The organism is Flavimobilis marinus, from assembly GCF_900113055.1.
Taxonomy (GTDB): Bacteria; Actinomycetota; Actinomycetes; order Actinomycetales; family Cellulomonadaceae; genus Flavimobilis; species Flavimobilis marinus.
Window position 1 is genome coordinate 56,285 of the sequence record NZ_FONZ01000003.1, and the last position, 21,622, is coordinate 77,906.

The following is a 21,622-nucleotide window of genomic DNA, read 5'->3' on the forward strand; positions in this document are numbered from 1 at the left end:
GCCATGCGACTCACGAAGCCTGCAGCCCTGCTCCTGACCGCCGCCCTTCTCGCCGCGTGCGGCAACGACGTCGGACCCGACCCGACACCGGCTCCCGCGGACGCCGCGGCTACCGCGACCACGCCCGACGACGGCGCGACGACGGACGGTTCGGACGACGACGCGGGCGGCGGCGCGGACGACCAGGACGCGGGCGACGACGAGCTCTCCCTCGACGAGCTGCTGGGCCAGACCGAGATGCCGCTCGAGGTCGGCGACTGCTGGGGACTCGAGGACGAGATCCAGCTCGACCCGATCCCGTGCGAGGGTCCGCACATCTACGAGGTCGCCGCAGTCATCGAGGACTGGCCGTACGAGCAGTACGAGGGCGGGTTCGAGAAGGGCGTCGAGGGCGACAAGGCCCAGCACGCCGCCTGCGACGCGGCCGCCGCCGCGTACTTCGGTCCCGGGTATCAGGACAAGGGCATCGTCATCGACCACAACGAGCCGAAGTTCATGGGCCACGAGGACAAGATCGTGTGCAGTGCTCATGGCGACCCCGCCACCGAGACGTACGAGGAAGAGGTCACGGGCTCCTACGAGTCGCGTGGGCACAGATGACGTCGGACGCGGCCGCGGGGCCGGAAGAGACTTCCGGCGGGCACGGAGGCCGGGAGCCAGGAGGCGCGAGCGGCGCCGACCGCTGGGGCGTGCTCGCGCTGCTGGCCGTGCTCGCCGTGGCACTCGGCGCGCTCGGGGCGAACCTGCTCGACGACGGCGTGCAGGAGCCGCGGGTGGTGCGCGGGATCGCAATGCCGAACGCGGCCGGCGGAGCGATCTCCCTGCACGCCGAGGAGGACGGGGGGCCGGACGCGAGCGGCGAGGGGTTCGTCATCGCCGGCGCGTCCTGGGCTGGCCCGGACGACGTCTGGCACGACGGCACGCAGACCTCCTGCGTCGGCACCGACACGTCGGTCGGCACGCGCGTGGAGCTGGGCCTCGTCGACTACTCCGACCCCATCGTCGGCACAGGAACGCAGGTCGTGTGGCTGCGCTGCCTCGAGTGAGCGCACGCGGCGGGCGCGCCCCGCGCGCCCGTGGAAACATGACCCCATGACCAACGAGTCCCTCGACGCAGCCCTCGCCACCGCCCTGACCGACCCCGAGCCTGGCGCGGCGCCGTCCCCGACAGACCTGTGGATCGAGCGCGTCGGCAAGCGCCAGTACACGGGATTCAACGGTCGGGGCGCGCGCGTCGAGATCGGCTCCCCCGAGCACGACCACCGCTTCTCCCCCGGCGAGCTCCTGAAGATCGCCCTCGCGGGCTGCACCGGCCTGTCGAGCGACGTGGCCCTCGCCCGCCGGCTCGGCGACGACTTCGAGGCCACCGTGCACGTCTCCGGCGCAGCCGACCGCGAGGAGGAGCGCTACCCGACGCTCGTCGAGCGGCTCGAGGTCGACCTGTCCGGTCTGGACCCCGAGGCCCGCGAGCGCCTGCTGACCGTGGTGCGCCGCGCGATCGACGTGAACTGCACGGTCGGCCGCACCCTCGAGCGCGGCGCGACCATCGAGCTGACCATCGCCGACGGCGCCGCCACCGCGGCGCCCGAGGCGCCCGCGACGGACCTTGACACCCCGGAGGCCTGATGACCCGCACACCCGACACGACCGACGACGCCGTCGCCACCCGTCCGCCCACGGAGGCCCGGGGCTCCGCGGCGGAGTCGACCAAGGCGACGATGCTTGAGCACGCCCTCGACAAGGCGGTGCGGATCCCCTCCGGCACGATCCACAAGCACGTCGACGCGCTCCGTGCGCGCAACCCTGAGGCCGGCCCGGAGCGGATCATCGCCCTGCTCGGCAAGGAGTACCTGCGGGTGCTCGAGGCCGCGGGCGGGTCGGTGGGCGCCGCGGCGACGCTGCCCGGGATCGGCACCGGCGTCGGCGTCGCGCTCACGGGGGCGGACATGGCGACGTTCTTCGCGGCGTCGGCCGCGTACTCGCTCGGGGTCGCGGACGTGCACGGCATCGAGGTCGAGGACCTCGACCGGCGGCGCGCACTGCTGCTCGCGAGCGTGCTCGGCGACGAGGGCGCCGCTGCGGTCGCGAAGGCCGGCAACGACCCGACGTCGTGGGGGCGCGCGCTGCTCGCCTACATGCCGACGAGCACCATCCGGCAGGTGAACAAGGCGCTGACCGGGCGGTTCGTGCGCCGGTACCTCATGCGCCGCTCCGGGATGATGCTCGGCCGGTTGCTGCCGTTCGGCGTCGGCGCCGTCGTCGGGGTGCTCGGCGGGCGCGCGCTCGGCAAGACCGTGATCGCCCAGACGCAGGAGGCGTTCGGGCTGCCGCCGAGCGCGTTCGGGGTTCCCGTGCGCGTCGTCGAGACCGGAGGGCGCCCGAGCCTCGTCGCGGGCGACAAGCGAGCGGAGGTGCAGCGGTGAGCGCACGCCACTACCTGATGTGCCGGCCCGAGCACTTCACGGTGACCTACGAGATCAACCCGTGGATGGACGTCTCCAAGCCCGTCGACGTCGCCAAGGCGGTCGCGCAGTGGGAGCGCCTGCGGGACACGTTCCTGGACCTCGGCCACACGGTCGACCTGATCGACCCGCTGCCCGGCCTGCCCGACATGGTGTACGCGGCCAACGGCGCGACGGTCGTCGACGGCGTCGTCTACGGCGCGCTGTTCACCCACCCGGAGCGCGCGGCCGAGGGGCCGGCGTACCTGCAGTGGTTCGCCGACCGCGGGTACCAGACCCACGCGGCCGACCACGTCAACGAGGGCGAGGGCGACATCCTCACCGTCGGCGGGCTGAACCTGGCCGGCACGGGCTTCCGCACCGAGCGCACCGCGCACGCCGAGGCGGCCGCGCTGTGGGGCCGCGAGGTCGTCTCGCTCGAGCTGGTGGACCCGCGGTTCTACCACCTCGACACGGCGCTGACGGTCCTGCGCGGCTCGGACGGGTCCGCGGAGACCGACATCGCCTACTTCCCGCCAGCGTTCTCGGACGAGGCACGCGAGCAGCTCGAGGCGCTCTTCCCGGACGCCCTCCTCGTGGGCGAGGCCGATGCAGAGGTGCTCGGCATGAACGCCGTGTCCGACGGCGAGCACGTGGTGCTCAACCCCAACGCGACGACGTACGCGGACCAGCTGCGCGAGCGTGGGTACGAGCCCGTCCCGGTGGACACCTCCGAGCTGCTCTTCGGCGGCGGCGGCGCGAAGTGCTGCACACTCGAGCTGCGGGGCGAACCGTCGTCGACGAGCGCCGCCAGCGCGGGGGCGACGGGCGCTGCGTCGACCGACGCCCTGTCGACGGGGACCGCCAGCCGCTAGCCTGTCCCGCATGCTCCTCGATGACCGGCCTCCGTCACCGGTGGTCTCCGCGGCCGTCCGCCGCTGGGCGCAGGTGGGGTGGTTCGTCCTCGCGATCGGGGTGCCGGGCCTGGTCTGGGTGATGTTCGAGGTCGATCTGTCCTACGCGTTCGTCGTCGCCACGGCGGGCATGCACGAGGTCACTGATGGCCTGCGCCGGCGGTGGCGCGACGTCGTGCTCGTGGTCCGGCCGGTGCTCACGACCGCGGCCCTGTGGGCGGGAGGGCTCGTGGTCGGCCGCGTCCTGGGCATCGGCTGGGTGGACCGTCCGACCGGCGCCGTCGGCATCGCGATCGTCGCCGAGGCCGCCGTCGTCGCCATGGTGTGGCGGCGTCACCGCACCTCCGCGAGCGTTGCGACGACGGCGTCGAACATGGCCGTGAGCGGGCCGGCGAGCGCCACCAGCGAGGACCGGAACGTCAGGTAGTAGGTCCGCGAGCGCCCGGCGACCCAGTACTCGACCTGGAGGCTCGGGTGCTCGACCGTCCGGACTGCCCGCAGGGCAGGGCCAGCCGGGACCTGGAGGTGCTCGCCCCGGCCCAGGCTCGACGCGAGCCGCTCGAGCGCGGTGACGCGCGGCTGCCCCTGGCGGCGCAGCCCGGGCAGGACATGGACGAGCACCGTCGCGTCGAGCGGCACGCCCGCGACAGTCGTCGTCGACACTCCGAGCAACCGCCCGTCGGCGCCCCGGGCCTGGCGCGCCGCGCGCAGCAGGTCGCCCCGGAAGCGGCGCCGGAGAGCCGGCTCCGCGCCCGACAGCTGACGCGCCTCGACGTCCCCCAACGCCCGCGCCGTCGCGGCGGGGTCGGCGACCGGGATCTGTGCCCACCCGACGGGCAGGCACAGGGACCACGCGCCGTCAGGCTCGCGGCCATGCCACCGCTGGGGTCGCCCGCTCGCGGGGCGTCGCGCGGTCACCGGTTCGCCAACGAGTGGGTGGTGACGGGCACTTGGACGACCGTGACCGCGGTCGACGCCGTCTGGAGCCGCGCGGCGCGCTCGAGCACCCGGAGCTGCGGTGCGATCACGGTGGCGAGCTCCGGGTCTCGCTGCGCGGTGTAGCTCAGGGCGCGGTACATGTGGGCGGAGTCGAGGTCGATACCCGCGAGGTGCATCCGACGCGCGCGCGGGTCGAGGCGAAGCTGAGGCTGGTAGGCGGGGTCGCTGAACCTCGTGGCCCGGCGGGCGTGCCGGCGGGGCCCGACCCTCCGGGGCGCCCGCCACGGTCCGCTCGCGGGTCCCGCGGCGGCACGCTGGGCGGCCTCCCGGATCGTGGGCGCGGCCGTAGTGCGGAACGCCTTGGCCGAGCGGCTGGCGGCGCGTCCCGCCAGACCGCCGGCGACGCCGACGGCACTCCAGGCGACGTCGCCCCAGGTCTTGCGCCCGTGGCTCTGCAGCACGACGTCGGACCCGAGCGCCACGGCACCTGACGCGAGCGCGACGCCGGCGAGGATCGCGGCCGCGAGCTGCCCGGCCGCCGGGATCCACACGACGAGCAGCGCCACTGCGCCCGTTGCTGTGGAGATGGCACCGGCGATCAACGAGATCTTCTCCAGCACGGCGAGCCCGACGCGCTCGAACCAGGAGTCGCGCACGCCGTCCGCGCGCACCGCGGTCCGGACCGCATCGGCAGCGCGGTCACCAGCAGCCCGCACGACGTCCTGCACGTCCGCGAGCCTGCGCCGCAGCGCGTCAATCTGCGTGGCCGCCGCGTCGATCCGGTCGAGCGCCGCGTGGTGGGCCGCCAGCGCGGCCACGTGGGCCGGGGACCCCGGGTCGCCCGCCAGCGCGAGCAGCTCCTGCGCCGTGTCCTTAGCGACGACAGCCGCAGCGTGCTGGGCCTCGTCCTGGTCCCGGGCGAGGACCCGCAGCCGCGCCGCGTCGTCCTGGGCGGAGTCGAGCACCCGCGCATACCCGTCGAGCTCCTCGGCGGCCACGACGTACCGCTCGCGCAGCGCGGCGACGTCGTCCCAGGTCTCGGCTGCGACCTCGGTGACGCGCTCGACCGCGGCGGACTGTCCGAGCGGGCGGTCCGCGAAGCTCTGCAGGGCGAGCGTCGCCGCGCCGATGTGCTCCACGAGCTCGGTGTAGCGCCGGGCGCCCGCACGCAGCGCGGCGGGATCACCAGGCACCGGGTCGTGGCTGGCCAGGGGCTCCCAGGCGTTCACGTCACACCGCCTGCGCGAGGTGCACGTCCGCGTCCGTGAACGCGATCGCGATGCCGTCGCACGCGTCGGCAAGGTTCACGACCCCGGCGACCACGTCCTCACGTCGCCGTTGCCAGCACCGTGCCGACTCCTCGATCTCCCGGGCGAGCCGGTCGTGCCCGCAGGCCGCCGCGAGCGCGCCCGCCGTGCCATCGCTGCCCTCGAGCTCGCGTGCCACCACCTGCAGGTCCGCGGCCAGGCGTGCGATGCGCCCGGTCGGGACCACGAGCCTGTCCCCCATGCCACCCCCGTCGTCCGTGCACCCGTCGGTCGGATGCACGGACGACGCTAGCCGCGTTCGCGGCAGCGGGGACGTTGTCCACAGGGACCGAGCGTCAGAGCTCCGCGAGCTCGATCAGTCCTGTGTTGACGGCGATGACGCCGTCGAGGGCCCTCTTCGCGGACGACGCGTACTTCTCGGCACGCAGCGCGGACTTCTTGGTGCGCAGGGCGTGCGCGCTGCGGGTCTTCTGCGTCTTCGCCCTCTTGGCCTTCGCGAACGAGGTCTTGGCCTTCTTGGCCTCGAGGGCAGCGGACTTCGCGTACTTCGCGGACTTCTTGGCCAGCACGCGGATCCGGGCGACCTCCTTGTCCACGGCCTCGACGAAAGCGACGACCTCCGCGTACTCCGGCGAACCGATCGTGAGCGCGGCAGCGGCCTCGGCCAGCAGCTCGTCGGTGTTGGCGGTCCACTCGGTCGCCCAGATGTCCCGAACCGCGATCGCGGCCGCGGCGTCCTGCTTGGCGGCGCGGGCAGCGGCGGTCGCGCGGCCGGACCACGCCTTCGCCTTCGCGACCGTGGCGCGCGCCTTCTTGCTGGCCTTGGTCTTCTTGGTCGACTTGGCCTTCGCCGACGTGGCCGGCTTCTCCTTCGCGACGGCGACGGAGCCCGCCGTGGCGACGGTGGCGGTGGGCGCGGCGGCCGCGGGGGCGACGGCGCCGCCCGCGACGAGGGCGACGGCGAGCAGGGTGCCAGCGACGGCGTTCGCCGTACGGGTGCGGAGCGACATGAGCGGTGCTTCCTTCAGGAGTCGCGCGGGCGAGGCCCGGCCGGCGCAGAGGTGCACCGTCACCGGAGATATCGGTCTGCGACACCCGAGTCTTGAGGCGTTCGCGCGGTGGCTCAGTGTTCGGGGTCGCCCTCCACCGCGCGCTTGGTGACCACCATGACCGGGCACTTGGCGTGGTGCAGCACCGCCTGGCTGGTCGAGCCGAGGAGCAGGCCGGCGAACCCGCCGCGCCCCCGGGACCCCACGACCACCAGGTCGCTCGCCGTCGAGAACTCGGTGAGCAGCTCGGCGCCCGTGCCGTCCAGCACGATCCGGCGGACCTCGCGGCCGGGGAAGTCGGCCTGGACGCGATCGACGATCACCTTGAGTCCCTCGGCGACGTCGGCGAGCACGGCCTCGTGGTCGACGGCGGCCGGCAGCCACGCGAGCATCCCGACGCTCGAGCCCACGGGGACGCCCGCGACGGCCACGAGCTCGCAGTCCCACACGTCCGCCTGGGCGAGGGCCGCGCGCAGGGCGAGCTCCGCCGTCGGCGATCCGTCGACGCCCACCACGATGCGCCGGATCGGCATGAGCGGGCGGTCGTTGACCGGGGTGAGCCCAGTCATGGTGACGACGGACGACGGGCCCACCCGCGCGCCGTCGGACCCCAGGAACGGCACCACCACGGTGGGGCAGTAGGAGTGCGCGGGCAGCGCGGAGGACACGGTGCCGAGCAGACGCCCGGTGAAGCCGCCCTGGCAGCTCGTGCCCACGACGACGAGGCGGAACTCCTTCGACATGTCGACCAGCACGCCCGCGGGGTCACCGGCCGTCACGGCGGTCGTCGCGGTCACGCCGGCGGCCGAGGCGCGCTGGTGCGCCTCCTCGAGGACCGCCTTCGCGCCCTCGAGCACGGCGGTGTCGTCGAGCGCGGCGTACCCGCCGTCCAGGCTGGCAGCCGTGAAGGACGGCATCGAGTAGGCACACACGATGTGCAGGTCCCAGCCGAGGCGAGCGGCCTCCGCGATCGCCCAGTCGAGGGCGTGCATGCTCGGGTCCGACCCGTCCACACCTACCAGTACGACGTCGCGTGCAGTCATGGCGTCATTCCTCTCACCGGGGGTCGGGCGCTTCGGTGCTGACCCAAGCCTTGAAGGAGACTTTACTCTTTCGACGCCGTCAGCGGCCAAACGACTCCCGGTCAGCGCACGCGCTTGCCCGTCGAGTACGCGCCCTTGGCCAGGTTCTTCTTGGCCGCCCCCGACGGCGCGTAGACGACACGGACGACGCCCTTGGGAAGTCGCGTCGTGCGCACGGTCGCGGTCCACGAGCCCTTGCGCTTCTTCAGCTTCACCGTCTTCGAGACGGTCTTCGAGCCGACCTTCACCTTGATCTTGCCCGTGGCCTTGGTCGCCGCGGTCCCGCTCACGCGCACCGTGAGCGTCGCCTTCTTGCCGCGCTTGAGGTTCTTCACCTTGATGAGCTTGACCTTGGGCTTCGCCTGAGCGACCCGGATCTTCTTGGTCGCCTTCGACGCACCGGCGGCAGCGGTGCCCGCGAACGTCGCCGTCACCGAGTGGCGGCCGGCGGCGAGGCTGGCCGGGAGCGTGAACCGGGCAGTCCCGTCAGCCTTCACCTCCGCCGATCCGAGGCTCGTGGAGCCGACCTTTGCGGAGACGACGCCGCCCATCGGCCCGGCACCCTTGACCGTGACCGTGACACGAGCCTTCTTCCCGTGCGTCGACTTTGCCACCGCGACCGCGGTCGACGTCGACGCTGCGCCGGTGACCTGCACCGAGGCCGTGCCGCCGCTGATCGCCGGCACGGTGATCGTGCGCTTGCCGTCGAGGGTCTTGACCGACATCCCAGGCTTGAGGGTCGAGTGCCAGCGACCGCCGCTGAACGTCCCGAGCGTCTCGACGTCGAGGCCCGCCCAATAGCTCACCGCATAGACGCGGACGCCCGCCGACGGGTCGGCCTCCATCCACTCCCCCGCGTTGGGGAGCGCGTAGAACGCCTCCGCGTCCCGGTCGGTCCCGCTGCGGTACTCGACGTAATAGAGGGTGCCCTCGCTGTCCGTGAAAGCAAGGGCACGCTGGCCGGAGCCTGCGGTGACCGGGGCAAGCGTCGTGGTCCCGCCCGGGGTGCCGCGCGTCGTCGTCCCGCGCGGGGCGAGGTTGAGCGCGTCGAGGTAGGCGACGTCGAGAGCCGGCGGCGCGAAGAAGTCCTCGGCGTCCTTGGGCATCGTGAAGCCCTGGACGCTGTGCACGCCGTAGTACTCCTGCGACGGCCCGTCGAGGATCAGGTTGGAGTGGCCGAGCCCGAAGTTGTGCCCCAGCTCGTGCGCGACGGTGAGCGTGTCGTCATAGATGAACATCATCTGGCCGCCCGAGCCGAGGTCGGAGTTGATCCGCGCGAAACCGGTCCATGCGATGCCGAGGTCCGCGCAGCCCGCGGGAAGCATGACCACCAGGTGTCGCGCGTTCGTCGCGGTGAACTGGACCCCGCCGTAGTACTTCGCCGCGACGTCGGCCCAGAGTCTCTCCATGCCCGCGTTCGTGCTCACGGACGTGCACACGTCGGTCGTCTTGTGCGTCACCGTCTGCTTGATGGCGAGGCCCGCCATGCGACCGCCTGACTCACGCTTCCAGTACTCGGCGCCCCGGGAGATCGCGTCGGTCGCGGTGGCCGTGGTGAACTCGCCGGTGGCGCGCGCGTCGTCGACGAGGACGACGTACGCCGCGTGCGTCTTCGCGGCGGCGAGCGCCGCTGCGCTGCCGGCCGCGGGGTCGGTGTCCGCAAGCCGCTCGCCGACGTCGGTGGTGGGACCGTCGAGGACGGCGGCGTCGAGCGCCCAGACGTCGTCCAGGTCTGCGAGGGCCTCGGCCACCTCCTCGGTGGCGGACCCGTCGGCCAGGGCGCCGGGGGCGACCTCGGCAAGCTCGTCCTGCACCGCAGCGGGCACCCGGACGACGACCTCGACCTCCGCGCCCGACGCCGCCGAGCCGATCTCGTCGGGCAGCGCGGCCGGGTCGAGCGCGACGATCGCGCCGTCGGCCGTCCGCACGGAGACGGAGAGCTCCTCGCCGCCCGCGGCGAGGTTGGCCGACGCGAGGAGCAGCTCGCCCTCGAGCGTCGCGCGGGTCGCGGTCGGCGGCGTGGGCCGCTCGGCGGCTCCTGCCGGGACGACGGCGAAGGTCAGTGTCGCCGCGCACACGGCGGCGATCCCCCGGGTGATGTGCATGATCGTCCTCGGGGGGCCCAGCGTCGCCAGACGCATCCGCTCCTGGTGACAGTCCCCCCACGGGCGCCAGGCCGGGTCGCACGACCCGCGCTGAATCTAGCGCGTGCCGTCCGCGTCGTGGACGTCTCGTCCATGGAGGCCCTGTGAAGGTTCTGCCGACGCACGTCAGGCCCCGACCGACATATCGGTCAGGGCCTGACGTGTGCAGAGGTACTGCGCGCGCCGGTCGTGTCAGCCGGTGACGCGGATGAACATCGGGTTCGACTGCCAGATCGAGCGGAACTGGATCGTCTTGCCGGGGACCGGGGAGTCGATCTGCTGGTTGCCACCGGCGTAGATCGAGATGTGCCCCGGGGTCCAGATCAGGTCGCCCGGCTTGGCGTCGGCGCGGGAGACGACCGTGCCGGCGTAGCGCTGCTGGCTGGACGTGCGCGGCAGGGAGATCCCGGCCTGGGCGTACACGTAGGACGTGAAGCCGGAGCAGTCGAAGCCACGCGGGGTGGAGCCACCGCTGACGTACGGGACGCCCACGTAGCGGCTGGCGATCGCGATGATCTTGCTGCTGGAGGCCGCACCCTTGGGCGCCTTGGTGGCCTTCTGCTGCTTGGCGGGCGCCTCGGCCTGCGGAGCGGCGGTGCGCTCGACCGAGCGGGAGGCCGCCGGGGTGACGACGACGGGCTCGGGCTCCGGCTCGGGGGCCGGCTTGACCTTGACGACCTCGACGTCCTCGACGCTGACCGTCCAGCTGGCGTCCGCGACGGTCACGACCGGGGCGGCCTCGAGCTGGGCGCGAGCCTGCGAGGTCAGCGCGGTGACGTCGGCGGTGCCGAGCGCGACGTTGGAGTCGTTGGTCGCGGCGGAGGCCGGGTTGGCGATCATCGTCACGAGCAGCGACGACGACGCAGCCACGATGGCCGAACGGCGACCGGCCTGGATCAGGTTGTCGCCTGCGGCGTCGGAGATGAGCTGACTGATGGGGCGACGCGCGGCGCGGTGCCTTGCGCGGATCGTGCTAGTGGACACGTAGTACCTCTCCAGGACGCCTTCGAGGTTAGCTGTCGGGTTCGGATGGGAGATCACCCGGCCGTCCGGACACGAGGTCCGTCTGGCTTCACCCCAGGGCACTGTCACCAGTACCCGAATGTGGTTCCCCCGCCCCTGCCATGCGGATGTGTGGTTCCCACGCGCAGTGGCAGAGCTCGGCGTTCTGCGTGTGGGCCTCACCCAGGGTTCCGGGTGAAGCAAGATGACGGTACCCCACCCGTCGACCGAATGTCACGTTCCGATCACGGAACGTTTCACGTGTTGTTCACCAACACGGCCACAACGGTCGACAGGGGCGCAACCGTGCGGGATTAGGCCTGCACGAAGATGTGCCGCGCGATCTCCTGGGGCAGCTCCAGCACCGTCTCTGCGCCCTCCGAGGTCACCGTGAGGACACCCTGCGGCTGCTCGACGAGGATCTCGGTCCCGGGGGTGATGCCGGCGCTCGCGAGCCGGGTCAGGAGCTCGACGTCGGTCTGCAGGGGCTCACCGAGGCGCGCCACGGTCGCCGTGCGGCGCTCGCCCGCACTCACCCCGGCCGCGAACAGCGGGAGGCCGACGACGCCCGCGAGGAAGTTGACCTCTTCCTCGTGCTCACCGAGCTCGACGAGGCCCGGGATGGGGTTGCCGTACGGCGAGAACGACGGGTGGTCCAGCAGCTCCACGAGCCGCTTCTCGACTCGGTCGCTCATCACGTGCTCCCAGCGGCACGCCTCCTCGTGGACGTACTCCCAGTCGAGGCCGATCACGTCCGTCAGCAGCCGCTCCGCGAGGCGGTGCTTGCGCATCACGCGGACGGCCTTGAGCTGGCCGAGCTCGGTGAGCTGCAGGTGCCGGTCGCCGCTGACGATCACGAGGCCGTCACGCTCCATCCGGGCGACCGTCTGGGAGACGGTTGGTCCCGAGTGGCCCAGGCGCTCGGCGATGCGCGCCCGCAGGGGCACGATGCCCTCCTCCGCCAACTCGTAGATGGTCCGCAGATACATCTCGGTGGTGTCGATCAGGTCGCTCACGCCGCCCAGCCTTCCGTCGAGTGGTTCACGAGCAGTCTAGGCCGCCACGGTGACGGCGGGGTCAGACCCGGATCGCCGCTCTCCGTACTTGCTCAGGCGCCGTGATGCGTCGCACATGGCCTAGGTCCCGATTCACCCACTTCCGTCATGGGGGTCCGGCGTTCCGACGCCGAGAGCCACAGTGGCGCCCGCGACCGAGGCGAGTTATGCCTATCGTTGCCCGCCATACCCGCGCCCGGGTCGAGGCCCACATCCGCCTCCCACCACCGCTGGCGTGGCGCTGGCTCTGGCCCACGGGACCGCAGAGATCGCGCTGCCGGCCGCGAGCGCACCGGGCGCACCCGCGGTGCCGACGGTGTTCATCTCGCAGATCATCAAGAGCACCGATCCCGAGTATCGGAGCGGCCCGGGCACGAGTCCGCGCACCGCAGCCCGGTCCCCTGCGGTCGGCTGGCATCGCCACGGAGAAGCACGCCGTGCAGGTCCTCGTGCCCGCCGGCGCCACCGTGCGGCTGGTCGACGAAGATGGCCGGCCAGTCGCGACCGCGACCCTTCCGAGCGAGGGGCGCTACAACCTCGACGCCGCCACGGGAGCCCTCACATTCACGCCGCGGCTCGGGTTCGCTGTTGCAGGCGGGGCGAATACGTCGTGACCGTCGCGTACGGACAGACCGCCTCGAGCACCTACACGGCCAGCGTCACCGCCCCGCACCGCCAGCACGGTCCCGGTCCCGGTCCCGGGCTGGGCACCTATGCCCTCGATCCCCGCACCGGGGTGATCACCTTCACGTCGCTCGAGTAGTTCGCGGGCACGACGACACCGGTCGCCTACCAGGTCACCGACGCCTACGGCCAGATCGCCGTCGGTACCTACACGGTCACGGACGCCGCGGCACCCGAGGTGCCCGCCGACCGGACCATGCCACCGACGGCAGAGCCGCCCACCGAAGGGTCGTCGGACGAGGCCCTTCACCGAGGCGACTAACGAACCGACGAGCGACGAGCCGATGACCGAGGCGACGGAGGACGAGCCGACCGACACGCTGCCGCGCACCGGTACCGACGCCCGGGTGCGCAGCGTCATCGCGGCCGCGCCACTGCTCGTCGGCGGAGGTCTCATGTGCCCGCGCCGCAGGCTGCAGCACTGAGAACCCCAAGGGTGCAGTGGCACCAACACAGGTGCTGTCGCCCCCGTCCGCGTCTCGCTAGCAGGGGTCGTGCGCCGTCTGACAGCGCCGACGCCGTCCCGGACTTTGGCGGATCCCGGAAGCCACGCCGGTTGGCGGCCACGGCGCTCAGCCACCTCTCGTTCACGGTCTAAACTGCAGCCATGTTTCTGAGGCGCAAACAACTGTCGGCTGAAATCCGCTCACTCCGCGAAGAGGTCAACTTCCTCCTCGCCGAAAATCGACAGGCGGGTGGTGAGAAATACGCTACGAACGGGAGCGTGACGGTTGGGTCACATTGCCGAATCGCCAGGTCTGTTCACTTTCGGGCTTATCCAGATGGCCGCTCCGTGACAATAGGCGATCACACCACGATATATGATGGCGCAGAAATTATGGGCCCGGTCTCCATTGGCCGACGCGTCTTCATCAATCGCGATGCGTATATCCGCGCCCGAGTCGTGATCGAGGACGACGTGAACATTGGTCCGTTCGTTCGGCTGATCAGCGACACTCATGAACTCGGCGATCGGCGGAAACGAGCCGGAAAGAATCGTTGGGATCCGATCACCATCGGAGCTGGTACTTGGCTGGGAGCCGGAGCTACCGTCCTGGCCGGAGTCGTGATCGGTCCCGGCTCCATCGTGGCGGCCGGCGCGGTGGTGACCAAGGACTGCCCGCCGAACGCTCTCGTCGGAGGCGTCCCAGCGCGAGTGCTACGAGACCTCGGGAGCACATGACCAGAGCCAGGCAGTTCATGCGTGCGACGGACGGGCGCTCACCCGCATCGCTTAGCCACGACAAGTCGCCGTGCGAAGTGCACTGTGCCCGAGATCGTAGCGCTGACCGTCTGATCGTGACTCCAACGTATGCTGCCGGGGTGACAACCGATATCGCGATCCCAAGTGCGCTGCTCCCTGTTGACGGACGGTTCGGCTCGGGTCCGAGTAAAGTGCGCGCCACCCAAATCACCGCCCTTGCCGCTGCCGGCCGCAGCCCCCTCGGGACTTCGCACCGCCAGGCGCCGGTCAAGGACCTGGTGCGGCGCGTCCGCACGGGCCTCGCCGAGCTCTTCTCGCTCCCCGACGGCTACGAGGTCGCGCTGGGCAACGGCGGTGCCACCGCGTTCTGGGACGTCGCCACGTTCAGCCTGGTCGACGACCGCGCGTCGCACGGCGTGTTCGGCGAGTTCAGCGGGAAGTTCGCCGCCGCGACGTCGGCCGCGCCGTTCCTCGCGGACTCGCTGATCGCCAAGGCGTCGCCGGGCACCGTCGCCCTGCCGACGGTGCGCGACGACGTCGACCTCTACGCCTGGCCGCACAACGAGACCTCGACCGGAGCCATGGCCCCCGTGCGCCGGCTCGCCCCGGCCGAGGACGCGCTCACCGTCATCGACGCGACCTCCGGAGCGGGCGGCCTGCCGGTCGACCTCGCCGAGACCGACGTCTACTACTTCGCGCCGCAGAAGGTCTTCGCGTCCGACGGCGGCCTGTGGCTGGCCACCCTGTCCCCCGCGGCCGTCGAGCGCACCGAGCGCCTCGCCCGCGAGCGCTGGATCCCGGAGATCCTCTCGCTGCAGACGGCGCTCGAGAACTCCCGGCTCGACCAGACGCTCAACACCCCCGCCGTCGCGACCCTCGTCATGCTCGCCGAGCAGGTCGAGTGGATGCTCGCCCAGGGCGGGCTCGCGTGGGCCACCGAGCGGACCGCACGCTCGAGCGGCCTCGTCTACGCGTGGGCCGAGGCGCGCGCGTGGGCGTCGCCGTTCGTCGCCGACCCAGCCGAGCGCTCCCACGTGGTCGCCACGATCGACCTAGACGACCAGATCGACGCGAGCGCCGTCGTCGGCGCCCTGCGGGACAACGGGATCGTCGACGTCTTCCCCTACCGCAAGCTGGGCCGCAACCAGCTGCGCGTAGGCGTGTTCCCGGCCGTGGAGCCCGACGACGTCGCGGCGCTCACCGGGTGCGTCGACTTCGTGGTGGGCTCGCTCGAGCGCTAGCTGGCAGCCAGCGCGGACATGACCGCGGGCCGCAGGTACGGTGCCAGCGACCGCGCGAACGTGCCGGTGAGGTGCCCCGAGTCGAAGTAGACGATCACGCCACCGACGGTGGAGTAGCACGTCTCGTCCGCGCAGATCAGGTCCGTCAGGTCGACGAGCGCGACCTCGTCGTCCGGGAAGGACGCCGCGGCTCGCGCGAGGGGGTCGGGCTGCTCCCGTCCCCGGTCGCCGTCGCACGCTGCGAGGTCGTCGAGGTGCTCGGCGATGCAGTCGGGCACGTTCTTGATCTCGGTCGCGTACGGGGTGTCGCGGATGACCACGACCGGCGTCCCGCCCTCGCGCCACCGTTCGAGCGACGCGCGGTGCGCCTGCTCGGCCGCGTCGGCCTGGTCCTGCGGCGCGACGCCCGCCAGGGGCCGTGCGGTGCGGTTGGACACGACGAGCAGGTCGAACCGTCCGTCGGAGGTCTCGCGCAGCACGCGCTCGTTCCACGCCATGCAGGCAGCGTTGCGCTCAGCACTGCCGAACTCGATCTCTACCGGCACGGTGAAGCACTCGGAGACGAGGTACGTGGTGATCCGCAGGTTCTCGGCCTCGGCGATCTCCTGCAGGGCGGGCAACCAGTGGCCCGCGTGCGAGTTGCCGATCAGCGCGACCTCGCTCGCCCCGGGCGCGGTGGACCCGTACGTGCACACCTTCTGGTCAGTGAAGTCCCCCAGGACCCAGCAGTCGTCCCGGTAGGGGTCGGGCTTGTCCGCGGCCGCGCTCGCCGGCTCGAGGAGCAGCTCGGTGCCGTGCGGCTCGCAGCCGTCGTTCGCGAGCGCGGCGGCACCGAAGCACGCGCCGGGGTCGGCGACGGCGGCAGTGAGGCGCTCGGCGCTGGCGCGCGTGACGCGGTCGAGGTCCGCGCGGACCCCGGTCACCGCGAGCGTGAGCACGGCCATGCCGACCGCCATGAAGACGTACGTCCGCCACAGCGGGACGCCGAGCGGACGCGACCCGCGCAGCCGGTCCTCGACGTACCTCTTGGTGAGCGCCGCGAGGACGAGCGTCAGGCCCACGACCGCGCCCGACTCGAGCAGGTTGCGCTCGTGCCCGACGACGTACGGGAACAGGACGATGAGGGGCCAGTGCCACAGGTACACGGAGTAGGAGATCGAGCCGAGGTACTGGACCGGGCGGAGCGCGAACGCACGGGTCGGCGACCGGGGCGAGTCTGCGTGCGCCGCGATGACGGCAACCGTGCCGAGCACGGGCACGAGCGCGGCCGTACCGGGGAACGGTGTCGAACCATCGATGAGGAACGCCCCGACCACGATGGTGGCCACCCCCGACCAGGCGAGCAGCGAGCGGAGGGCCACCCGATCCCGGAGGCCGCGGGAGACCGCAGGCGCGAGGCCGGCGAGGAGTGCGCCCGCGCCGAGCTCCCACACCCGCACCGGCGTCTCGAAGTACGCGCGGGCGGGGTCGGCTGCAGTGAGGTGCAGCGACCAGGCGAAGGAGGCGACGACCACCACCGCGAGCCCCGCCGTGATCCAGGCCCTGCTGCGGTCGTCGGCACCGCGCGACGCTCGCCGCGCGACCCAGGCGAGGGCGAGCACGAGGATCGGCCACCCGAGGTAGAACTGCTCCTCGACCCCCAGCGACCAGAAGTGCTGGACGGGACTCGGCGCGGTGTCGGCCGCGAGGTAGTCGACCGAGCTTGCCGCGAGCGCCCAGTTCTCCACGTAGAAGGTGGAGGCAAGGATCTGCCGTGCGGTCTCGCCCCACTGCGTGATGGGCGCGAAGAGCCACGAGAGCGCGAGGGTCACAAGGAGGACCAGGAACGAGGCTGGCAGGAGCCGGCGGATCCGGCGTCCCCAGAACGCGGCCAGGTCACCGGGGCGTCGGGGCGGGTGCTCGAGCAGGTGGGTCGTGATGAGGAATCCGGAGACGACCAGGAAGACGTCGACGCCGACGAAGCCGCCCGGGAGGGCAGCCGGCCACAGGTGGTAGACCACCACGAGCGCCACCGCGACGGCGCGCAGCCCTTCGATGTCCCGCCGGACTGCTCGGCCCCCGCTAACCCGCTGGTCAACGCGCGGAGCACCGGCTGCTAGACCCGTCATGTTCTCCCTCTGCGGTATCGCGCGGCGCGGAGTCGCCGGGGACTATTCTGACCTGATGCGCTCGGTACCTCGGTTCACGATTGTCTCTGCGGTCCACAACGTCGAGGCGTACCTCCCGGACTTCATCGCGTCGATCGAGGCGCAGACCTTCGACCTGGCGCGACTCGAGGTCATCCTGATCGACGACGGGTCGACCGACTCCTCGGCGCAGCTCCTGGACACTTGGGCGCGACGGCGACCGGAGACTGTGCGGGTGATCCGGCAGGCGAACGCTGGCCAAGGCGCTGCGCGCAACGTCGGTCTGGAGTACGCGACGGGCGAGTGGGTGACGTTCACCGATCCCGACGACACGGTCTCAGCGAACTACCTCGCGGAAATTGATGCCTTCCTGACGGCGCATCCGGCAGCAGTCCTCGCCGGCACGTACCGCATCCTGCACATGGATGGGACGGGTGAGAAGCTCGACACCCACCCGCTGCGTAAGCACTTCACCGCCCGCAACCGCCTGATCGACCTCGACAAGCACGACGACCTCTTCTACGGCAGCGCACCCTGCGCCTTCTTCCGGCTCGATCTGATCCGCGCGCAGGGCCGGACGTTTGACGACCGGATCCGCCCCAACTTCGAGGACGGGCACTTCACGGGCCGGTACCTGCTCGACTGCGAAGAACGCAAGATCGGGTTCGTGACGACGGCTCAGTACTACTACCGCAAGCGCTCCGACAAGTCCTCGACCTTGCAGACGAGCCTGACCCACCCGGGGCGCTACACCGACGTGCCGCGCTACGGCTACCTCGACCTGCTTGAGGCCGCGGCGGAGCGCTACGGAGCCGCGCCCGCGTGGGTGCAGACGTTCCTGCTCTACGAGCTCTCCTGGTTCTTCAGCGCGGAGGACAAGCCGTCAGGCTCCGCCTCCGCCGCGAACGGCGACGTCGCCCGAGAGTTCCTCGGCCACCTCTCGAAGATCCGGGCTCACCTGTCCGACGACGTGCTTCGGACGTTCGACCTGTGGCGCTTCTCGAGCACCTGGCGCGACGCGATGCTCGCGCTCGGCCAGGACTCCTGGCGGTCGTCCGTCGCGGTGCTCACCCGAGTCGACGTCGACCAGCGCCTGCTCTGCGTGAGCTACCGATATGCAGGTCAGCTTCCCACTGAAGAGTTCCGGGATCGTGGCCGGCCACTCGAGCCCGTCGTCACCAAGATCCAGGACCACACCTTCTTCGACCACGCCATGGTCCAGGAGCGGATCGTCTGGCTTCCGCTGACCAAGGACTTGACCATCAGGCTCGACGGGCAGCTCGTGCAGATCCGCGAAGATTGGCCGGCGCCGACCGACTACCGAGCGAAGCGGCTTCTCGCGGCCGCGCGAGCGGCTCAGCGCGCCAGGCCCCTCCCGCTCTCGACGGTCGCGAGGGGAACTCCGCTTTCGGCCCGGGACCGGTGGACGCTCCGCCTCGCGGATTCCAGCCTCGTCAAGCGCGTCTTCGGCAACGCATGGGTGCTCATGGATCGCGTGCACGACGCGGACGACAGCGCCGAGCTGCTGTTCCGGCACCTCCGACACAAGCACCGGGGCATCAACGCGTGGTTCGTGATCGAGGACAGCGCACCCGACCATGCCCGGCTGCGCGCCGATGGGTATCGTCGGGTGGTGCCCTACGGCTCCCTGCGCTGGAAGCTGCTCCTCCTCAATGCCGCGCACCTCGCAAGTTCGCACGCCGACGCTCCGGTCATCAACCCCCGAGAGGTCACGCGGCTTCGTCCACCGCGTTGGCGGTTCACGTTTCTGCAGCACGGTGTGATCAAGGACGACATCTCGCGGTGGCTCAACCCCAAGCCGATCGACCTCTTCGTCACCAGCACGCCGGCTGAGCTCGATTTCGTCGGCGGGGATCACTCTCCGTTCCGTTTCACCAGGCGCGAAGTAACGATGGCCGGCCTCCCGCGGTTCGACCGCCTCTACCGCGCCGGACATGAGGTTGCGACTGAGGCTCAGGACCTGATCCTGGTGACGCCCACGTGGCGGTTCTGGCTCGCGCCCCGAACGGCCGAGGCGACCCAGCACCGTGAGATGGCCGACGACCTCCTTCAGTCCGACTACGTTCGCCAGTGGCGCGATCTGCTCGCCTCCGAAGAGCTCAAGCGCATCGCGGACGAGCGCGGGCTCACGATCGCGTTCATGCCGCACCCCAACATGGAGTTGCTGCTTGACGCCATGCGCCTGCCAGCGCACGTGAAGCTCATCCGGTACGTCGGTACGGACATCGCCCGAACGTTCGCGCGCGCCGGGGTGCTGGTGACCGATTACTCATCCGTCGCGTTCAACGCCGCCTACATGGACCGACCTGTCGTTTACTTCCAGTTTGATGCAAAAGCCTTCTTTGCTGGCGCGCACGTTGGCCGTGGCGGCTACTTCGAGTACGAGCGGGACGGGTTCGGCCCGGTCCGGGCCGACCTTGAGGGCGCGCTCTCGGCGATTGACGAGGTCACGCTCGCCGGGCGTCGTGCGGCGTCCCCTTACGCCGAGCGCATCGCAGCAGCCTTCCCCACGCGCGACGGGCGCTCGAGCGAGCGCGTGGTTGCGGCCATGAAGAAGCTCCGCTCACCGAGGCGTGGCGCGAGGTGATCCACTCAGCGGCCTGACCTGAGCGGCAAGTCTCAGCTTGCGGCCCGCTCTCCCAACGCCTCGCGGTAGATTCCCGGCCAGTGGTGCATCGCTAAGGGGAGGAAGTGCTCGTCATCCTTCACCCAGGTGTGGCCGCGTCCGTGCCTGACGTACATGAAGCCCGTCGGATGGGTCACATAGGTGAGGCCCCCCTCGCGCAACACGCGTTGGAAGAGAGCACGGTCAACGGCGCGGGGCACCGGGCGCCAGCCGCCGACGGAGTACAAGTCGGCCAGGGAGATCAGGAGCGTCCCGCCCGCGACCTGCTCCGAGTAGTACTCGCTGCGGAACTTGCGTTGGATCGTCGTATCCTGCGCTTCCAGGTAGACGAACTCGGCCTGCTTGCCGACGACCGTCGCACCGCTGTACATCCGTGCGAGCACCAGGTCCCAGACGTGCTCCGGGCCGTAAAGGTCGTCGTCGTCGATCTTGGTGAGGAGCGGGCCCGACGCACGCCGCGTGCCCTCCGCGAGTGCCTCCCCGAATGTCTCAGACGCGGGGACCTCGACGACGTTTGTGAGCAGATGCCCCAACTCGGCATCCTCGTCGTCGGTGAGGGCGAGCGGGCCGGTCCCGTGCAGGACCACGACGACGTCCAGCGATGGATAGGTCTGCGCTGCAATCTGTCGGAGCGCACTCACAACCAAATGCGGACGATTCGTCGTCAGGAGCACAGTGACGTGCGGCACGGAATCTGCGACGGGCACTAAGCGCGCCTCACCGTCGACGATTCGGGGAATGACGACGCCGTTGTGCGCGCGCAGGGCCTGCCGACGCTGTGTCGCCCCACGAATCGTCCGCTCGGCTGCGAGCTCCGGCAGTCTTCCGGCGAACGAAGAGACCAGGACCGGGTCGACACCAGGTAGGGCACCGGCTAGGTGATCTCCATCGTGAAGGATGAGGCCAGACGCCGCGAGCTCGACGAGCCGCGCCGGGAGGTGAGGGCTGTCGGCGCGGACATCCGTGAGCGAGATCGATTCGACCTTGCGCAGGGCGTGCAGGTTGTCTGCAGAGATCGGCTCTCCAGGGCGCAAGAGCACGGCTGCCCCCGAGGCCGCGCTAATGCGCCACCCTTCCCCGTCAGCATGCAGACCTGCTCTGAGCGCCTTCGGATCACCGTTGCGCGGCGCGCGCCGGTTCACCGGATGATGCAAGTGAATGTCGATTGTCGGCTGCGGTGAGCGCAAGGCGCCTCCCCCGTCGGTCGGTAGGACCACCGTGGCGGCGGCCTGCCAACGCGCCTCGTCTTCTTCGCCGGTGGCGACGACATCCGACCCCAGCAGAACGTCCGGCAACGGCTCTTCATACGGTGGGTCTGCCCAGGGGGTGGCTAGCATTCCCAGCGCCGAAACGGGAGCGTACGGGCTTACCGTCAGCTGTGCGCTGACGGCGTCGGCCGGGCCGTAGCCCGGCCTGATCGCCCGGATAACGGCGCGCGCCACATTGGCGAGAGTCGTCTCAGTCCCGAGCGCGACTGCCACCGTCATCACGCCAAGCCGGCCCTCAGGCCACACGACTGAGACGTCCGCGCCAGGCAGATCGATCGTCGCCCGCCATCCAGCCCAGGGCAGCCGCGCCCTGCTGATCGCCAGCGTCATCGAGTCCGTCACGGACACCGTCTGGCCTGCGACGGTCAGAGCCCGAAGCAGGTCAGCACTCCTTACCCGAACGTCGACGCTCGCAACGACGGGTCCGAGCGCGTGCAGCGCTCGTCGGACGTCCTTACTCTCGCGGATGACAAGCCGCGGGCGCCCCTCGGCGACCTCCATCGCTGACCCAGCATTGGCCCTCCGGCGCCCCCTCCGCCACCTCAGCACGCCCAGCAC

At 71.1% G+C, this 21,622-nt stretch carries 22 protein-coding genes and 1 riboswitch; of the genes, 12 read left to right on the forward strand and 10 right to left on the reverse strand.

Annotated elements, in window-relative coordinates:
• Nucleotides 1–3: 3 nt before the first annotated feature.
• From BMZ30_RS08930 to BMZ30_RS08955, 6 genes are read left to right on the forward strand one after another with little or no spacing between them, the layout of a single operon-like run.
• Nucleotides 4–600, forward strand: coding sequence for a septum formation family protein (locus BMZ30_RS08930; RefSeq protein ID WP_093377621.1), 597 nt, complete (start codon nt 4–6; stop codon nt 598–600).
• Nucleotides 597–1,046 carry a hypothetical protein gene (locus BMZ30_RS08935; RefSeq protein WP_143073166.1) on the forward strand — a complete coding sequence of 150 codons (450 nt, stop codon included), beginning with the start codon at nt 597–599 and terminating at the stop codon, nt 1,044–1,046. The genes BMZ30_RS08930 and BMZ30_RS08935 overlap by 4 nt, the downstream gene beginning before the upstream one ends.
• A 46-nt stretch (nt 1,047–1,092) precedes the next feature.
• The gene (locus BMZ30_RS08940; RefSeq protein WP_093377626.1) at nt 1,093–1,626 is read left to right on the forward strand and encodes an OsmC family protein; all 534 of its coding nucleotides are present in this window, start codon (nt 1,093–1,095) and stop codon (nt 1,624–1,626) included.
• Nucleotides 1,626–2,423 (forward strand): hypothetical protein, encoded by a 798-nt coding sequence (locus BMZ30_RS08945; protein ID WP_229828773.1) that lies wholly within the window; start codon nt 1,626–1,628, stop codon nt 2,421–2,423. The genes BMZ30_RS08940 and BMZ30_RS08945 overlap by 1 nt, the downstream gene beginning before the upstream one ends.
• Nucleotides 2,424–2,440: 17 nt before the next feature.
• Nucleotides 2,441–3,316: a dimethylargininase gene (ddaH, locus tag BMZ30_RS08950; protein ID WP_093378553.1), complete on the forward strand. Its 876-nt coding sequence runs from the start codon at nt 2,441–2,443 to the stop codon at nt 3,314–3,316.
• A gap of 10 nt (nt 3,317–3,326) precedes the next feature.
• Nucleotides 3,327–3,782 carry a hypothetical protein gene (locus BMZ30_RS08955; RefSeq protein ID WP_143073167.1) on the forward strand — a complete coding sequence of 152 codons (456 nt, stop codon included), beginning with the start codon at nt 3,327–3,329 and terminating at the stop codon, nt 3,780–3,782.
• On the opposite strand, the gene BMZ30_RS08960 is transcribed toward BMZ30_RS08955, so the two are convergent.
• From BMZ30_RS08960 to BMZ30_RS08995, 8 genes are all read right to left on the reverse strand, one after another.
• Nucleotides 3,689–4,273 (reverse strand): hypothetical protein, encoded by a 585-nt coding sequence (locus tag BMZ30_RS08960; protein WP_093377632.1) that lies wholly within the window; start codon nt 4,271–4,273, stop codon nt 3,689–3,691. The two genes, BMZ30_RS08955 and BMZ30_RS08960, sit on opposite strands and share 94 nt — an antisense overlap.
• The gene (locus BMZ30_RS13740; protein WP_093377634.1) at nt 4,270–5,523 is read right to left on the reverse strand and encodes a hypothetical protein; all 1,254 of its coding nucleotides are present in this window, start codon (nt 5,521–5,523) and stop codon (nt 4,270–4,272) included. The genes BMZ30_RS08960 and BMZ30_RS13740 overlap by 4 nt, the downstream gene beginning before the upstream one ends.
• Before the next feature lies 1 nt (nt 5,524).
• Entirely contained in the window at nt 5,525–5,842 is a 318-nt protein-coding gene (locus tag BMZ30_RS08970) for a hypothetical protein (protein WP_143073168.1), read from the reverse strand.
• A gap of 55 nt (nt 5,843–5,897) precedes the next feature.
• Complete coding sequence (locus BMZ30_RS08975; RefSeq protein WP_093377639.1) at nt 5,898–6,572, reverse strand: hypothetical protein; 675 nt, start codon at nt 6,570–6,572, stop codon at nt 5,898–5,900.
• Between the two features lie 113 nt (nt 6,573–6,685).
• The gene (locus BMZ30_RS08980) at nt 6,686–7,654 is read right to left on the reverse strand and encodes a universal stress protein (RefSeq protein ID WP_093377641.1); all 969 of its coding nucleotides are present in this window, start codon (nt 7,652–7,654) and stop codon (nt 6,686–6,688) included.
• 101 nt (nt 7,655–7,755) lie between these two features.
• Nucleotides 7,756–9,798 (reverse strand): Ig-like domain repeat protein, encoded by a 2,043-nt coding sequence (locus BMZ30_RS08985; RefSeq protein ID WP_143073169.1) that lies wholly within the window; start codon nt 9,796–9,798, stop codon nt 7,756–7,758.
• A 231-nt stretch (nt 9,799–10,029) separates the two neighbouring features.
• Nucleotides 10,030–10,821, reverse strand: a complete 792-nt coding sequence (locus BMZ30_RS08990; RefSeq protein WP_093377646.1) for a C40 family peptidase — start codon at nt 10,819–10,821, stop codon at nt 10,030–10,032.
• A 2-nt stretch (nt 10,822–10,823) separates the two neighbouring features.
• A riboswitch (cyclic di-AMP (ydaO/yuaA leader) is annotated at nt 10,824–11,013 on the reverse strand.
• Between the two features lie 140 nt (nt 11,014–11,153).
• A complete protein-coding gene (locus BMZ30_RS08995; protein ID WP_093377649.1) occupies nt 11,154–11,855 on the reverse strand; it encodes an iron-dependent transcriptional repressor DtxR in 702 nt (233 codons plus the stop codon).
• A gap of 476 nt (nt 11,856–12,331) precedes the next feature.
• Between BMZ30_RS08995 and BMZ30_RS13745 the strand changes: the two genes are divergently transcribed.
• The 5 genes from BMZ30_RS13745 (at nt 12,332) to serC (ending at nt 15,023) form a co-directional block, all read left to right on the forward strand.
• Nucleotides 12,332–12,508, forward strand: a complete 177-nt coding sequence (locus BMZ30_RS13745; RefSeq protein ID WP_177191329.1) for a hypothetical protein — start codon at nt 12,332–12,334, stop codon at nt 12,506–12,508.
• Nucleotides 12,505–12,657: a hypothetical protein gene (locus BMZ30_RS13750; RefSeq protein WP_177191330.1), complete on the forward strand. Its 153-nt coding sequence runs from the start codon at nt 12,505–12,507 to the stop codon at nt 12,655–12,657. Before BMZ30_RS13745 ends, BMZ30_RS13750 begins: the two co-directional genes overlap by 4 nt.
• A gap of 205 nt (nt 12,658–12,862) precedes the next feature.
• The gene (locus tag BMZ30_RS13755) at nt 12,863–13,003 is read left to right on the forward strand and encodes a hypothetical protein (protein ID WP_177191331.1); all 141 of its coding nucleotides are present in this window, start codon (nt 12,863–12,865) and stop codon (nt 13,001–13,003) included.
• A 182-nt stretch (nt 13,004–13,185) separates the two neighbouring features.
• A complete protein-coding gene (locus tag BMZ30_RS13925; RefSeq protein WP_093377651.1) occupies nt 13,186–13,761 on the forward strand; it encodes an acyltransferase in 576 nt (191 codons plus the stop codon).
• A gap of 140 nt (nt 13,762–13,901) precedes the next feature.
• Complete coding sequence (serC, locus tag BMZ30_RS09005) at nt 13,902–15,023, forward strand: phosphoserine transaminase (RefSeq protein ID WP_229828769.1); 1,122 nt, start codon at nt 13,902–13,904, stop codon at nt 15,021–15,023.
• Here serC and BMZ30_RS09010 read toward each other — a convergent pair.
• Nucleotides 15,020–17,131, reverse strand: coding sequence for an acyltransferase family protein (locus BMZ30_RS09010; RefSeq protein ID WP_093377656.1), 2,112 nt, complete (start codon nt 17,129–17,131; stop codon nt 15,020–15,022). The genes serC and BMZ30_RS09010 overlap by 4 nt on opposite strands.
• Before the next feature lie 55 nt (nt 17,132–17,186).
• Here BMZ30_RS09010 and BMZ30_RS13560 point away from each other — a divergent pair, with 55 nt between their 5' ends.
• Entirely contained in the window at nt 17,187–19,757 is a 2,571-nt protein-coding gene (locus tag BMZ30_RS13560) for a bifunctional glycosyltransferase/CDP-glycerol:glycerophosphate glycerophosphotransferase (protein ID WP_177191332.1), read from the forward strand.
• A gap of 32 nt (nt 19,758–19,789) precedes the next feature.
• Here the strand turns inward: BMZ30_RS13560 and BMZ30_RS09025 are convergent, their stop codons facing one another.
• Nucleotides 19,790–21,565 carry a glycosyltransferase family 2 protein gene (locus tag BMZ30_RS09025; RefSeq protein WP_093377659.1) on the reverse strand — a complete coding sequence of 592 codons (1,776 nt, stop codon included), beginning with the start codon at nt 21,563–21,565 and terminating at the stop codon, nt 19,790–19,792.
• Nucleotides 21,566–21,622: the final 57 nt, after the last annotated feature.

Coding starts and splice junctions, on each gene's coding strand:
- BMZ30_RS08930 (WP_093377621.1), top strand. CDS start 4: ATGCGACTCACGAAGCCTGCAGCCCTGCTCCTGACCGCCGCCCTTCTC.
- BMZ30_RS08935 (WP_143073166.1), top strand. CDS start 597: ATGACGTCGGACGCGGCCGCGGGGCCGGAAGAGACTTCCGGCGGGCAC.
- BMZ30_RS08940 (WP_093377626.1), top strand. CDS start 1,093: ATGACCAACGAGTCCCTCGACGCAGCCCTCGCCACCGCCCTGACCGAC.
- BMZ30_RS08945 (WP_229828773.1), top strand. CDS start 1,626: ATGACCCGCACACCCGACACGACCGACGACGCCGTCGCCACCCGTCCG.
- ddaH (WP_093378553.1), top strand. CDS start 2,441: ATGTGCCGGCCCGAGCACTTCACGGTGACCTACGAGATCAACCCGTGG.
- BMZ30_RS08955 (WP_143073167.1), top strand. CDS start 3,327: ATGCTCCTCGATGACCGGCCTCCGTCACCGGTGGTCTCCGCGGCCGTC.
- BMZ30_RS08975 (WP_093377639.1), bottom strand. CDS start 6,572: ATGTCGCTCCGCACCCGTACGGCGAACGCCGTCGCTGGCACCCTGCTC.
- BMZ30_RS08980 (WP_093377641.1), bottom strand. CDS start 7,654: ATGACTGCACGCGACGTCGTACTGGTAGGTGTGGACGGGTCGGACCCG.
- BMZ30_RS08985 (WP_143073169.1), bottom strand. CDS start 9,798: ATGCACATCACCCGGGGGATCGCCGCCGTGTGCGCGGCGACACTGACC.
- BMZ30_RS13755 (WP_177191331.1), top strand. CDS start 12,863: ATGACCGAGGCGACGGAGGACGAGCCGACCGACACGCTGCCGCGCACC.
- BMZ30_RS13925 (WP_093377651.1), top strand. CDS start 13,186: ATGTTTCTGAGGCGCAAACAACTGTCGGCTGAAATCCGCTCACTCCGC.
- BMZ30_RS09010 (WP_093377656.1), bottom strand. CDS start 17,131: ATGACGGGTCTAGCAGCCGGTGCTCCGCGCGTTGACCAGCGGGTTAGC.
- BMZ30_RS13560 (WP_177191332.1), top strand. CDS start 17,187: ATGCGCTCGGTACCTCGGTTCACGATTGTCTCTGCGGTCCACAACGTC.
- BMZ30_RS09025 (WP_093377659.1), bottom strand. CDS start 21,565: ATGGAGGTCGCCGAGGGGCGCCCGCGGCTTGTCATCCGCGAGAGTAAG.